The organism is Streptomyces sp. NPDC002793, assembly GCF_040295485.1.
GTDB lineage: Bacteria > Actinomycetota > Actinomycetes > Streptomycetales > Streptomycetaceae > Streptomyces.
The window spans coordinates 39,835-54,421 of sequence record NZ_JBEOVL010000047.1; the positions used below are offsets into that span (position 1 = coordinate 39,835).

At 67.4% G+C, this 14,587-nt stretch carries 9 protein-coding genes; all 9 read left to right on the forward strand.

The annotated features are described in order from the left end of the window. The first annotated feature begins 11 nt into the window (after window positions 1-11). The 9 genes from ABT001_RS30640 to ABT001_RS30680 all read left to right on the forward strand — a co-directional run bounded on the left by ABT001_RS30640 (window position 12) and on the right by ABT001_RS30680 (window position 14,436). A complete protein-coding gene (locus ABT001_RS30640; protein ID WP_351284251.1) occupies window positions 12-7,409 on the forward strand; it encodes a helicase-like domain-containing protein in 7,398 nt (2,465 codons plus the stop codon). 82 nt (window positions 7,410-7,491) lie between these two features. Further along, window positions 7,492-8,214, forward strand: coding sequence for a ParB N-terminal domain-containing protein (locus tag ABT001_RS30645; protein WP_351284254.1), 723 nt, complete (start codon window positions 7,492-7,494; stop codon window positions 8,212-8,214). A 40-nt stretch (window positions 8,215-8,254) separates the two neighbouring features. Continuing rightward, a complete protein-coding gene (locus tag ABT001_RS30650) occupies window positions 8,255-8,533 on the forward strand; it encodes a hypothetical protein (protein WP_351284257.1) in 279 nt (92 codons plus the stop codon). Then, entirely contained in the window at window positions 8,526-9,950 is a 1,425-nt protein-coding gene (locus tag ABT001_RS30655) for a zeta toxin family protein (RefSeq protein WP_351284260.1), read from the forward strand. Before ABT001_RS30650 ends, ABT001_RS30655 begins: the two co-directional genes overlap by 8 nt. Window positions 9,951-10,167: 217 nt before the next feature. Then, on the forward strand, window positions 10,168-11,442 hold the full coding sequence (locus tag ABT001_RS30660; RefSeq protein WP_351284262.1) for a pentapeptide repeat-containing protein: 1,275 nt from the start codon (window positions 10,168-10,170) through the stop codon (window positions 11,440-11,442). Window positions 11,443-11,630: 188 nt separating this feature from the next. Next, on the forward strand, window positions 11,631-12,119 hold the full coding sequence (locus ABT001_RS30665; RefSeq protein ID WP_351284264.1) for a hypothetical protein: 489 nt from the start codon (window positions 11,631-11,633) through the stop codon (window positions 12,117-12,119). After that, complete coding sequence (locus tag ABT001_RS30670; RefSeq protein WP_351284266.1) at window positions 12,116-13,042, forward strand: recombinase family protein; 927 nt, start codon at window positions 12,116-12,118, stop codon at window positions 13,040-13,042. The genes ABT001_RS30665 and ABT001_RS30670 overlap by 4 nt, the downstream gene beginning before the upstream one ends. Window positions 13,043-13,241: 199 nt before the next feature. Then, window positions 13,242-13,568, forward strand: a complete 327-nt coding sequence (locus tag ABT001_RS30675; protein ID WP_351284268.1) for a hypothetical protein — start codon at window positions 13,242-13,244, stop codon at window positions 13,566-13,568. Window positions 13,569-13,656: 88 nt separating this feature from the next. Then, complete coding sequence (locus tag ABT001_RS30680) at window positions 13,657-14,436, forward strand: DUF4145 domain-containing protein (protein WP_351284270.1); 780 nt, start codon at window positions 13,657-13,659, stop codon at window positions 14,434-14,436. Window positions 14,437-14,587: the final 151 nt, after the last annotated feature.

The following is a 14,587-nucleotide window of genomic DNA, read 5'->3' on the forward strand; positions in this document are numbered from 1 at the left end:
ATGTGGCAGCCTTGGAGCTGCTGCGTCATCTGCAAGAGTTAGACCGTCCTGCCACAGGGGAAGAGCAGCAGACCCTGGCTCGCTGGTCGGGTTGGGGCGCGCTGCCCGCGGTTTTCAACGTCCGGCCGGCCCGGCCCGCCTACGGATCCGACGCCGAGCACGAGCGGGCCCTGGCCCGGTGGGATTCACTCGCAGAGGTCCGCGGACGTGTCCGTGAACTGCTGACGCCTGCGGAGTGGGATTCAGCCCGCCTCAACACCGTGACCGCGTTCTACACCGACGCTGCCCTCGTCCAGACCATCTGGGACGTGGTACGAGACCTCGGGTTCGATGGCGGAGCTGTCCTGGAACCCGGCAGCGGTTCGGGAAATTTCATCGGTCATGCCCCACAGGGCACCAGCGCTCCCGTGCACATGGTCGGGGTGGAACTGGACCCCGTCACCGCGGGCATCTCCCAGTACCTGTATCCCGACGCCGAAATCACCAACAGCGCGCTGGAGGACGTGCGGCTTCCTGACGCGCATTTCTCCGCAGCTGTCGGAAACGTCCCCTTCGGCAGCTTCAAACCCTACGACGCCCAGATCAGCCCGAACCGTGAGTTCTCGATTCACGACCTGGCCGTCCTCAAAGCGCTGACGGCGGTCCGGCCGGGCGGCGTCGTCGCCCTGGTCACCTCCCGCTTCACCCTCGACTCCCAGGACGACAACGCCCGCCGGCGCCTGTATGAACTGGGCGATCTGCTGGGTGCCGCCCGACTCCCCGCCCGCACGCACCGTGCGGCCGCGGGCACCGACGTGGTCACCGACGTGCTGTTCCTGCGACGGCGCACCAGCACGGAGGAGCCCGGCGACGACAGCTGGCTGCATTCGGTGGAGCGGGTCCTGCCCGGCCGCGACGAAGCCTTGCACGTCAGCGCCTACTTCGATGCCCACCCCGAGCACGTGCTCGGTGAACTGCGCACACGCCTCGGTCGGTACGGGCCCGAGATCACGGTGACCGGCCCGGCCGACCAGGTGGCGGACCTTCTGCGTGAGGCCGCCTGGCCCATTACCGACGCCGCCCGCGAACAGGGCCGTACCGTGACCACCGAGCTCACCGCGTCACGGCCACTACTCATTCCGGCGCGGAACGCTCCCGACGGGGCCCTGAGGGTCGACGAGACCGGCGCGATCACGATCGCGGAGGATGGCTACTTCGTCCCGCTGGAGGTCCACCCCGAACAGCGTGACAAACTCATCCAGCTGGTCGGTCTCAAGCAGCAGGTACGCGCCCTGTACGACGCCGAAGCCGCCACCGCCGGCATCGGCGAGACCGAGGAACTGGACCGGATGCGCACCGAGCTGCGCACCGCTTATCGGGCATACCGCAAGAAGAACGCCTCGCTCGCCAAGCCCCGACAGGCGCGGACCTTCACCCCCAAGGGTGCGGCCGAACAAGCACAGGCCCAAGGGCTCGCCGGCGTCCCCGCCCACTGGAAGCACCACACGGCCTTCGCCTACATCGACGACGACCCCGAAGCCGCCCTGCTGTTCGGACTGGAGGAGTGGAACGACTCCACCAAGAAGGCCACCGAGCAGAAGGTGCTGCACGCCCGCGTACTGGAACCGCGGCTGCTGTCCGAGCATGCCGCATCCCCCGAGGACGCCGTCACCCTGGCTCTGGAACACGACGGTGGTGACCTGCATGTCTCCCGCGTCGCCAGGCTTCTGGGAGTGGACGAGGAAACCGCCGTTCAGCGCATCGGCCACCTCGCGTTCCGTGACCCGGACCGCAACGGGGCATGGGAGCCACGGCACCGCTACCTGTCCGGAGACGTCCGGCACAAGCTGAAGACCGCCCGGGCCGCGGCTGCCGAGGACCTCTCCTACGCCGGGAACGTCGCGGCCCTCGAGCAGATCCAGCCTGCCGATCTCGCCCCGTCCGACATCAAGGCGAAGACCGGCGCCACCTGGATCCCCGTCGACGTCTACAACGACTTCCTCAAGGAGCTCGGCTTCACCGACGCATCCGTCGCGCACGCCGGCGGCACGGTGTGGGAGGTCAAGGGAGCCCACTACGGCGACCTTGCCCGCTCCGAGTGGGGAACCGAGGAACGCAGCACCCGCCAGCTCTTCGAGGCCCTGCTGCGACAGACGGAATCCACCATCCGCATCGCCTGGAGGGACGACCAGGGACACGTCCACGTCGACCAGGAGGCAACCGACGCTGCCCGGGAGAAGGCCAGGCTGCTGGCCGAGGCGTTCGAGGACTGGGTGTGGACCGACGAGGGCCGCGCGCAGCAGCTCGCCGGCATCTACAACGAGCGGTTCAACAACCTGGTCCTGCCCGAGCACGACAAGGCGCCGCTCACCCTGCCGGGTGTGGTGACCGACTGGGAGATGCGACCCCATCAGAATGCGGCGATCCGCCGGATCCTGTCCGAGCCCACGGCGCTGCTCGCTCATGTCGTCGGCGCCGGGAAGACAGCCACCATGGTGGGCGGCGCAATGGAACTGCGCCGCACCGGCTTGGCATCGAAACCGGGCATCGTCGTGCCCAACCACATGCTCAAGCAGTTCGGCCGGGAATTTCGCCAGCTCTACCCCAACGCGAACATCCTGGCGATCAGCGCCGGCGACCTGGGACGCAGCCGACGGGCGAAGTTCCTCGCCCGGATGGCAAGCGGCGACTGGGACGCCGTGATCCTTACTCACGAGGCGTTCAACCGGATGCCACTGCGGGCGCAGACCATCCAGCACTACATGGACACCGAGATCTCGCAGCTGCGGAAACAGATCAATCTGGCCGCCGAGGCGGGCATGGACTCCCGCACGGTCAAACAGGTGGAGACCTCCCTCGCCAATGCCACCGCCCGCCTCAAACAGCAGATGGACAAGGCCACCGAGGACGCCGGCGTCACCTTCGAGGACACCGGCGTCGACTACCTGTTCTTCGACGAAGCCCACGAGTACAAGAACCTGCGCACCATCTCCGCGATCCCCGGAGCGGAGATCGAGGGCTCAGCCAAGGCGACCAAACTGCACATGGTCCTGGACCATCTGCGCGAGCACACCGGCAGCGGACGGGTGGCGACGTTGGCCACTGGAACTCCGGTAGCCAACTCCGTCACCGAGGCGTACGTCCTGATGCGCTACCTGGCGCCGGACCTGCTGGACCGCCTGGACGTTGCGGCGTTCGACAACTGGGCAGCGAACTTCGGCGAAGTCGTCTCAGCGCTGGAGCCCGACCCCAAGGGGGGCGGCTACCGCTACAAGGCGCGCTTCTCCCGGTTCTTCAACGTGCCCGAGCTGATGAGCGGCTACCGAACCTTCGCCGACGTGCAGATGGCCGAAGACCTGAAACTGCCCACGCCGGCCGTGCGGCAGGAGAAAGAAGGCCAGCGCGGGGAAACGGTCCTCATCCCCGCCACCCGCGCCCAGCGCGAGTTCATCAAATCCCTCAAGAACGCATCGTGGGTCAACAAGCCCGGCGGGATCCTCAAGGCCCTCGGCGAGGGGCTGCGAGCCTCCCTGGACATGCGCCTGGTCGGCGGCCAGGAAGAGGAAGGCAGCAAACTCTCCTACGCGGCCGAGAAGATCGTCGAGGTCTGGAGGGAGACCAAGGACACCGTCTACCCCGTGTCGAAGAACGACCCCACTCCGCAGGAGACCCCAGGCGGGCTGCAGCTGGTCTTCCTGGACGAGGGGACCCCCGGCGGCGGCGCCAAGCACGGCATGGACCTCTACGCCGAACTGCGTGACCAGCTCACTGACCAGGGAATCCCGCGCGAACAGGTCCGCTTCATCCACGAGGCCCACACCGACCAGAAGAAAGAGACGCTGTTCGCCGACTGCCGAGCCGGAAAAGTCGCCGTCCTCATCGGCTCCACCCAGAAGATGGGTACCGGCACGAACGTCCAGGCACGGGCGGTGGCACTGCACCACTTGTCCTATCCGTGGCGCCCCGCCGACATGGCCCAGCGCGACGGCCGCATCGAACGCCAGGGCAACCTCAACGTTCCCGCAATCCCGGGCACACCCGACGACGTACGAATCCTCTACTACGTCACCGAACGGACCTTCGACGAGTTCCGTCTCAACACCCTGGCCCGCAAGGCCAAGTTCATCGGGCAGATCCAGCGCCGGAACTTCGCGGAGCGCGAGATCGAGGACATCAGCGCCGACGCCATGAACCTCGGTCTGCTCACCGCGCTCGCCTCCGGAGACCCGGCAGTCCTCCAGCACGCCGAAGCAGCTGCCGAACGAGTGCGTCTCACCGGCCTGGCCCGAGCCTGGGGCCGGGCACAGGACAAACGCGCCATGCAGGTCAGAGGAGCACGCGACTTCATCGGGCGCGCCCGACCTGCCCTCGCAGCGATGCGTGCAGCCCTGCCCCAACGCAGGCCCACCACCGGTGACGCCTTCGTCATGAAGATCGGCGAGACCACCTACCGCAAGAAGGACGAAGCCGGCGCCGCACTCGGCGCCCGCATGTCCGGCCTCGCCCGGGACCAGTCCATCCGGCCCGGAGAGTCCATCCCCGTCGGCACCCTGGGCGCACTCGACTTCCACGCCGAGATCTCTTTCGACCACAAGGGCGCCCGGCAGCTGAAACTCCGGTTCGGCTGGGGCCACGTCGTGCCGGACGGACACCGGGACGACCGTGCCCAGTGGCCGACAGCCAAGATCACCGAGGACAGCGGCCGCGGCGCCGTCCAGGCACTGGAGAACTTCCTCAACCGGTTGGAACGCGACGCCGAGACCCTGGATCAGGAGCTCCAACGTCAACAAGCTCGCAGTTCGGAGATCACCAGCAACCTGCAGAGCAAGGACGACAACCCCTACCACGCCCTCGCTCGGTCCAAGGAACGTGAGGAGCGGCTGCTGGGCAAGCTCGTGATCCTGAACGAAAGGGAGTCCGAGCTCGCTGAACGCGCCGGGGGCGAAGCCGAACCGTCATCGCCATCTGATGAAGTGCTCGAGAGACTGGAAACCCTTCGCTCCGAGATCGGTGACCTGACCGATCGCATCGCCGCCGAGCACAGGCTCCAGGACGACGTGCGCACGGCTACGACCGGCGCGCCAGCAGGGTCGTCGTCAACTGAGCCGGAGGCCGTTCCAGACCCTGCGGCCGGCCAGCTCGGTCTATTTGCCCCTACTGTCGGCGAGGAACCCGATCACCCTTCGTCGTCGGCTGCCACCGAGGAACCGTCGAGCCAGCCCCGGGTACGGCCTGCGCCTCCGTCTGGGAAAGAAGCCGACAAGGAGGACGTCCCCGCATCTCCACCAAGTGCTGGACCCCGATCGGCAGCACCTCCGAAAAACGAACCGGCACCTGCAGAGACGACCGCCTCGAGCGGGCGGGCTGAGTCGAATCCCCCAGCCGATAAGGAACAGCAAGAGCCACAGGTTCCACGGACCAGCCTTGTTTCGTCGGAGGAGAGCGCCAGGACGGCGCAAACGGCGACCACGTACGGGGGGGACCTGCACCATCAGGAGGAATATGCCCGTACCGGCCGAGTGCCCGGTCCGTACTCCTCGCTCGAAGAGTGGCTGGGAGACGGAGCCGAAGCGGCGCGCACTCTGCGCGAGGAGTACCTGGAAACCCTGGTGGCGCGGCGAGCAGCGGCACCGGCACCGCATCCCCCAGAACCGCGCCATCCCGCGGTGACACCGGAGCCTTCCGGGGCGTCGACCAACCACGCCGATGCCCCGGAAGCTGCCGAGAGCAGGAGTTCCGCGGCAGACCGGACAGAGAGCGCCGCTCCGGGTGGCACGGCACGCCCCGCATCGGCATCCAACGGGAGCGATCAGCAGCGCGACGACATCCCGAAGACCACCGCCCCGTCTCTGCCGGCCCCCGCCCCGGAGCCCTCGCACCCGCCCGCGACATCCGACCGTACGGAGGAAGCCACCATGGCCACGCCCACTGCCGATCCATCCACAGAAACGGCTGCCGACTCGACCCGGGCGGCCACCGAGGTCCCCCGGGCCAGCCAGCCGCCCGCCTCCGTTCCTCCCGCGGTGCAGCCAGCCCCGTTGGAGGAGCAGGCACTGACGAACGCTGAGGCAGAGGCCCCCGAGGTACGGGGCGAGTTGCCACTATGGACCGGCAACGACCTTCCGAACGGGGCGGAGTGGACCGTACGCGACGGGGTCCTGTACGACGGCTACGGCGCCCCGACATGGAAGCTGAAGCGCCTTCCAGGCACCCCGGCCCCGACGCAGGAACCGGTGGTCGCGCCCGTGCCGGATGCCGCTCCTCCGGGATCGGGCCGCATTGATCCGGGGAGCGCCTACGACCCTGCGGACCTGTGGGCCACCGACCTCATCGAGCCGGTGAACCTGCAAGAGGCGTTCGAGCGGGTGGAGGAGGCCTGGGCCGACATTGTCCCGCCCGACCTGGGCACCGCCCAGGACCTGCGCGCCGCCGTCGGTAACGACCTGCGCACCCTGGAACAGCAGTGGCGGAGCACCGCGCCTGGACCACAGGTCGCTACGGATAACGTGGGTTCGCAGCCCGCGGCCGCCGGCTCCGCCGCTGCCAGTGCAGCCGACGCTGTCAACACCGCTCTGCAGGAGGCCGATCGTCATGCTCCGGCGCTGAAGGACTCGCCGGAGTGGCAGCAACTGCAGACCGTTCGCGGCGCTGCCGCTCATCTGTGGGACACGATCAAGGAGAAGGCCGGTCCCTACTTCGAGCGGCTGACCGACGATGTGCGCGTCCAGGGGTTCTGGCGGACAGTCTCCGCCCGCTCCTGCGAGACCATCGCCCGCTGGGCGCAGGCCGGGGCAGACCGACTGCGCAGCGGTGCCAAGCGCCCGGACCTGCCGACGGCCGAAGCGCTGCTCAAGCTCTCCGACGCGGCCCTGGCCTACAGCAGTCCGCGCAGCGAACGGCCCGATGCCGCCGTTGTGGACGCCAAGGAATCGAACCTCACCGCGATCCGCACTTTGCGGTCCGGCGCCCCGCTCCCGTACGCCACGCGGGACGACGCAGTGAAGGCGTCCCGTGAGGTCGCCCGGGCATTTCAGGTCTGGGTGGGCACTGACATGGGCAAGGAACTCGGCGCTTCCGCTCATCGCCGGGTAGCTGAGTTCCGCGAGGCATGGCAGCAGTTGCCGTCCTCGGAGCTGCCCGGGGGCCCCGGGCCGGCCGCCGGGCCCTACAGCGCAGTTTCCGAACACGCGCAGGGAATCGTGGCGCGGGCTCAGGCTCAGCCGGGACGGTTCGTGTCGTCCGATCTCACCGCCCTGCAGAAGGTGGCCGATCTCGCTGAGCATCATGGCGGACGGCTCGCCGCCACTCTCCCCCCGGGCCTCACCGGCCCCGCGACCCCGGCCGCAGCCGTCCAGCAGGGTGCTCCGCGCCCCGCAGTGGCGACCCCGGGGCAGACCGTACGCCCGGGGGCACCCCGCCTGTCGGCCTGACTTCGGCACGGCTGTCGATGAGGCAAGGAGGCAACCCTGGTAATCCTTTGTTTTCAAGGAAGGAGATTACTAGGGTTGCACCATGGATGGAGAGATGGGTCGGCCTCCCCTGGAGGAGGTCGAGCGCGGTGAACTGCACTCTCGGCTGGACGATTTGGCCTGGGTCTTCGCACGGCGTGCGGCTGGCCTGGTCCCGGACGAGGTACCGGTCACGGTCTATGACGACAACCTCAGCGACGACCAGATCAAGGCCGCCCGGCTGGCCCGGCTCGCCATCTGCCGACACCTCGAAAAGCTGGTCGGCTCCAGCATCCGCGTCGATGTCGGTGAAGCCTTGGAGCACGGCGCTGACTGGGAGGAAGTCGCCGAGGTTTTGGGGGTCAGCCGCCAGGCTGTCGCCAAGCGTTTCGGAGACCTGCGGCGCGGCGAGAGGGTCGCCGTGGTGATCTCCCGGCGCGATCGCGTGCGTGAATACGCCGCCGACCCCCGCGTTCGTGTTGGGGAGGTCGGCGGCCCCGAGCAGTACGCCAGCGACCGGGGCTTCTGGCCGATCGGCAAGAAGGTCCGTGCCAAAGCGCGGTACGCCATCGTCGCCGTGGACGGCACTGTGCGGCGCCTGTACGAACTCGCTCCCGACAGATGGAGCGAGGTTGAGCCGAACAAGTGGCAGTTCTCCGCCGTCGGCGACCGCGAACTGACCCACCACGAGATCACCGCCGCCTACCAGACCGGGGAGCTTCCGCTACAGCTCGGCGATGACTGCCCCACCCGCGCCGGCGGTGCCTATCGCCCCCACTGGTTCTGACCTTGAACATGAAACCTCACACGATAGCGAAGGAGACCTCTTGAACACCCCGAAGCACTCCGCAGACCCGTACCACGACGTGCCGACCGCAGTCGTATTCGACCTTTTCGCCGAGGCTGCGAATCGCCTGACTGGTCGGCTCACCTACCTCTCCGACCACGCCGGCACGAAGACCGACCGTGACAAGTGGTGGGCCATGGTCATGCGGCTGCGAAACACCCGGCACACGGTCCCTGCCGACGACCGAATTCAGCTCATCTCCTACATCAGCCAGTGGACCAGGGAACTTGAGGAACTGGAGTCCAAGAAGCGTGGCTGACGTCAGCGCATACCACCTCACCGAGACGCAGATCCGGGACCGTTTCGAAGAACGCGTACGGGGGTTCATATTCGACGAACACCGCACGAGCGACCACCCCGTGCTGGTCATGGTGGGAGGCCAGCCAGGGGCTGGGAAGACCATGGCCATGCAGGCCGCCGAGCACCGGCACGCCGTCGGCGACATCATCGCCCTAACCGCCGATGACCTGAGGCCCCTGCATCCGCGCTACGAGGACCTCATGCGGGATGACCCGCTGCTGATGGTGGATGCCACCACCCAGGCCACCTCGGTCTGGATGCAGATGGCGTACGAGTACGCGCGCAACCCCGAGCATCAGTACAGCCTCATGATGGAGGGGACGTTCCGGGATCCAGCGGCAACTCTCCTCGATGCGGAGCGGTTCGCGGAGGCCGGCGTCTCGGTGGAACTGGTGGCGCTCTCCGTCCGCCAGGAGCGCAGCCGTCTGGATGCGCTGCATCGCTACCTGCCCGCCGCCAATGCCCAGCCGGGCCGATGGGTCTTCGCCGACCGCCATGACGAGGCGTACCGGATGGTGGCCGCAACAGTGGAAGCAGCCGAGACCAGTCCTCACATCCAGCGGGTGACCGTAACGAACCGCTCCGGCGCTGATCTGTACGTGAACAGCCGGGGACCGGACGGGCGACTTATTGCCGAGGCTCGAGGAGCCCAGGTGGTGGAGGAGGAACGCAACCGGCCCTTCCCTCCGGAGGAGGCCCGCGGCTGGCTGACCCGGCACGCTGACACACTGATCGCGTTCGCTGCAGCCGGAGAGATCAACGACAACTCCCGGCCCGTGCTTCAGCGAGTCGCTGGACCCGATGCGGACGTAGTGGTCGCGATGGTCGACTCAGATCCCACCAGCGATGTCCGCCGCGCACACGCTTCCAGGCAGCTGCTGCTGCAGACGTTGGTGGATGAGCCGCTGGCACTGGGCTCGGCGCTCCCATATCGGCTAGAGAGCGAACAGGGTCTGAGCAGGCGATTCCGTCACCTCACCCAAGCCGAAGAGACCGCCCGCCGCATCAGCGAGCCGCCAGCGGCCGTCGACGGCACCGAACGGCTTGCGCAGAAGCTGACAGAGCAGGGCACGCCGCCGGACGTTGTCGAGCGCGCGCAGAAGGCGGCTCGCGAAGATCAGCAGTATGCGCAGCTGAACGCCGCCCGAGCCGCGACCCAAGCGGAACGACTTGGCCAGTCGCGTACCGCCGTGACCGCCGAACTGCAGCGCCGCAGCCGCCTCTCTCCCGTCGAACGTCAGGCGGAGGATGCGTTGCGAGTCCACCTGCACACGGCGCTGGGCGTGGTACACGCCCAGCGATCGGAAGCCCCCGTCGTGCACCGGCGAATCGAGGGCCCGCAACAGTCCGTCCGCCGTAAGGGCGAGTCGCTGTAGGCCTGCGTTGACCCTGGTAGGCGGCTTACGTGCATAGGTGATGTGGGGGTTCCTGGGTGGCCCCCAGCATCCAGAGGACCCTTTCCCCCCACCTCGAAGCAATCTCAAGACAGACCGCCGGGATCCGATCAACCGAGGAGGCGGAATTGGTCGATCGTGACCCACCGATCCCGGTTCGACCTGCAACCGTGGATCTCCGAACCTTGTCTCAATTCTCATGACAGCCAACCGAAGGCCGTGGTCTGCCCCGAACGATCGGGAGTTACTGCTGTGGAAGGTCGGGCGAGCGCTGACCCTCGCCTTCGTCACCGCGGTCCTGGTCGCGGGCGGCATCTTCTACGGGCTGGTGGTACTGCTCGATTTCAAGGAGATCGACACCGCCGCGAAACTTGACGCCAAGACACTCTTCGACCTGGTGAAACTTTCCTTTGGGGTGGTCGCCGGGGCCGGTGCGCTCGTGGCCCTGGTCGTCGCCTACCGCCGCCAGCGCGTCGATGAAGTCGGCGCCCACCGGGAAGCCACCCGGCTCCATACCGAGCGCTTCTCTCAGGCCGTCGACAAACTCGGCTCGGACTCCCCGGCCGTCCGGCTCGGCGGCGTCCACGCCCTGGCCGGTCTCGCCGACGACGCTCCCGACGACAGCTTGCGCCAGACCTGCATCGACGTCCTGTGCGCCTACCTGCAACTCCCCTTCACCCCGGATCCCGGCGAAGACCTCGCCCACCAGGAGGAACACCACCGCTATCTGGCCTTTCGCAAGGTCCGGCACACGATCCTGCGCCTTATCGGCGACCACTACCGACGCCCCCAGGGCACCCACCGCTCCTGGCAGGGCTGCGACCTCGATCTCACCGGCGTCACCATCGACGGCAACATGGACTTCACCGGTGCTGTGTTCTCCGGCGGCATGGTGTCCTTCGTCGGTGCGGTGTTCTCCGGCGGCACGGTGGACTTCAACAGCGCGGTGTTCTCCGGCGGCACGGTTGGCTTCCGCGGTGCGGTGTTCTCCGGCGGCAGGGTTGGCTTCCGCGGTGCGGTGTTCTCCGGCAGCACAGTGGACTTCTACAGCGCGGTGCTCTCCGGCGGCACGGTTGGCTTCCGCGGTGCGGTGTTCTCCGGCAGCACAGTGGACTTCAACAGCGCGGTGTTCTCCGGCAGCACGGTTGACTTCTACAGCGCGGTGTTCTCCGGCGGCACGGTTCGCTTCCGCGGTGCGGTGTTCTCCGGCGGCACGGTGGACTTCGACAGAGCAGCGTTCTCCGGCAGCACAGTGCCCTTCAGCAGCGCGATCTTCTCCGGCAGCAGGGTGTCCTTCAACAGAGCAGCGTTCTCTGGCGGCAGGGCGTCCTTCGGCGGAGTGAGGTTCTCCGGCGGCAGAGCGTCCTTCACTGACGCGAGAGGGCGAGTTCCCGACGGGCTTCTCGCTGCCGCCAACACACCTGTTTCTGCGACGGTCATTCTCGCTTCCGCTTGGCTGCCCCCAGTTCCGTAGCACCCAGGGGGTCAAATCGGTCGTCTTCGCCCCCGGTAGCCAATCCAATCCACCGAAACGCCCAAACGGGTCAAAAACGGGTGCTCGGTCCATTGGAATCCGTTCCGTATTTGTGCCCCCCTATTTAGCCCCCCTAGGGTGCTGATCGGACGCCGACGCCACCGGGCCCGGCCGACTGAGGGGGCTTCATGGGCACACCCGCGCACAAGCACTGGACCGACCTCACTGTCCGCCGCCCCGACGACGTCCGCACGATCACCGGCGGACGGGTCTCGCTCTCCTGGCAGCTGGAGAAGCGAGCAGGCCATGTCGACCGGCTGATGAACAGGACGCTGCCCGCAGACTTCCCCGAGCCTGTCGAGCGTGGTGACGCCGGCGATGTGCTGGCCGTGCTCGCCCTGTCGGAGTCGATGCGGCGCGACCTCGCCGCCCGCCGCGGGGGCGACATCCGAGAGGCCATCCTCCTCGGGGCCACCTGGACGGAGATCGCGGCCGCGATCGACGCCACACCGGACGAGGCCCGCGCCGTCCTGCGCGACTGGACTGAGCGTCAGCACCGGCTCCACCAGAAAGAAGTCGAGCGCGGCCGGCCGCTGGGCAGCGATTCGGACCGCCATGCCTCGGTGCTCGCTCTGATCGAGCTGGCAGACGACGAACCGATGGCAGCCGGAGCATGACCGACCGCCTGTACCTGCGCCACTCCACCGACAAGCAGACCGACGCCCGCCAGCGCCACGCGCTCGCCCGCCTCATCAAGGCCGGGGCTCCGGTGTACGACGACCCGGCGACCTCCAGCCGCGTCCTGTCTCTACACCGCACGGGCTTCCAGCAGCTGCTCGATGAAGCCGCCGTCGGCGACACCATCCGGATCGCCGACGCTGCCCGGCTCTTCCGTTCGGTCGCCGACGTCATCGCACTGCGCCCCGTCCTCATCCGACGCGGCCTGCACCTCAAGGTCGAGTCCGGGCTTCTCTCCGGGATCGACCTGGCGGCCGACGACGCCGGCACCAAGATGGTCGTCTCCGTGCTCGCCGCGGTACTGGAGTTCCAGCGCGACATGATCTCGGAGAACACCAAGGAGGGCGTCGCCGCCGCAGCAGCCTCCGGCAAGACCCTCGGGCGCCCGACCGCTCTCGACGAGGATCAGGCCGCTGCCGTCGTTGCCGCGTACACCGAGCAGGGCGTCGCCGTGAAGGCGCTCGCCCGGCAGTACGGCACCTCACCGAAGACGATCCGGCGCATCCTCGACGACGCCGGAGCCCGCGAGGTGAGCGAGCCCCAGGACTCGGACGACCAGCCCGGCCCCACCGCCGTCGACGGCCAGGAGGAGCCCGCCGTCGACCCGACCGTGGTGGTCGACGTCCCCGGGCTGGTCGCCGAACACCTGCAGGACTCCGGGGACGAGGTGATCCGCTGCTTCCTCGAGGGCGGGCAGACGATCCGCCGGGGACAGGGGTACTCGGTACGGGTGCCCGCTCCGTTGTCCGTGCACGTGTCGATGATCGAGCGGTCGTCCACCGGGCTCATGCAGTCGCCCGCCGGCCGCAAGGCCCACCGAATCCATTCCGACCGGGTGACGTCCGTACGGATCACGGACTGACCACACAGCAGAGCCCCGCGCCGCTCGGTGCGGGGCTTTTTGCTGGTAAGAGCGGCTCGCCAGCTAGCAAACTTGCTGGCTTACTGGCTCGCTGGCTCGCTCGTCCGGCCAGGGCCGCACTGCTTCGGCCCGGAAAGTCACCCGACGGGCGGTCAGCGGCCATGCTGGCTGAATTGCCACCTCAGCCCTGGAGAGCAGCGTGGACTTGATCGCCACCGGTGAACCCCTCGTTGCGCCGGATGAAATCCAGGTCCGTGTCGGCATCGACCTTCAGTCGGGCACTCTCACCCTCACTCGGAACCGCGAGGACTTCGCGGCGTACCACGCCCTGGTGCTGTTCGCCTCTGTCGACGGGGACCCCTGGGCAGCGCAGGAGGTCAAGTGGCCCTCGGACAGCTGGTTTACTGTGACAGTTTCCCTCCGCTGGCACCGAGGCGAGTGGAAGATGATCAGCACGGAACAGACGAATGGGCCGACCCCGGACGAGGCGCAACCGGGAGACTTCGGGCAGGCCCCGCCCTTGTAGGCCGGTCGACGACGCCAATACCACATACTTTCGAGCTACTCAAAACCCTTCCTCCGCGCTACCGTTGGCGCTGGCAGAATGTGAAGTTATGGCAAACTTCTTGAATGATGAACTACGTGTGATCGCCAAAGGGTTCCCTGAGAATCTGGAGGACTGGCCCCATATCCCGTGTCCCACGTGCATGCGAGGGGCCTTGCTCCCGGATCCCGACTCGTTCGTGGTGGAGGAGTCGGTTACCAGTAAGTCGTTGCACGCTCATGAGGCGTGGGACCCCGAATGGATTCAGGGTCACTTCCAGTGCGTGCTCATATGCAGAAGAGCGACTTGTGACCGCGTGCGCGTCATCGGGGAGATGTCAGTCGGCTATTCAGGTCGGTACGACGTCCAGTACGAGCAGGATTTGTCGCCGACCATGTTCTTCCCGGCACTGCCCTTGCTCCAAAGCCGCGACCTCTGTCCGCCCGCGGTCTCGGAGCGAGTGGACGCCGCGTCCAAGATCCTTTGGCTCGACCCGAGCGCTGCCGCGAACAGGATCCGGGCGGCGGTCGAGGCCTTGCTCGACGACCAGAAGACCATCCGTGAGAAGACCAATGGTGCGGGGAAGGCCATCAGGCTCAGCCTTGACAACCGGATCGCGACCTTCAAGACAGCGTTGCCGCAGCATGCGGACGCTGCTGACCTGCTCCTTGCCGTCAAGTGGATCGGAAACGTGGGCAGCCACGAGGATGTTCTTCGCATCTCTGACGTCTTGGAGGGAGTCGAGTTCCTGGACCACGCGCTGTCCCTGATTTACGACAAGAACCGCGATGACGTGAAGAAGAGGGCATCCGAGGTCACAGCCCGGCGAGGGCGACCCGGCACTACGTAAGGATCCGTTCGGGGCTGAGCGCGGGGCAGGCCCGAACCGTGGGCTTGCGTTGCTAAGCTTGTTCTTTATCTACCAAGATCTTCCAGGCTTGCCGATGGCCTTGAGGGTCTCGGCGCGTTTGACGGTCTTGCCGACGTCGTAGCGGGGTGCC

Coding starts and splice junctions, on each gene's coding strand:
- ABT001_RS30645 (WP_351284254.1), top strand. CDS start 7,492: ATGGATGGAGAGATGGGTCGGCCTCCCCTGGAGGAGGTCGAGCGCGGT.
- ABT001_RS30660 (WP_351284262.1), top strand. CDS start 10,168: ATGACAGCCAACCGAAGGCCGTGGTCTGCCCCGAACGATCGGGAGTTA.
- ABT001_RS30680 (WP_351284270.1), top strand. CDS start 13,657: ATGGCAAACTTCTTGAATGATGAACTACGTGTGATCGCCAAAGGGTTC.
- ABT001_RS30670 (WP_351284266.1), top strand. CDS start 12,116: ATGACCGACCGCCTGTACCTGCGCCACTCCACCGACAAGCAGACCGAC.
- ABT001_RS30665 (WP_351284264.1), top strand. CDS start 11,631: ATGGGCACACCCGCGCACAAGCACTGGACCGACCTCACTGTCCGCCGC.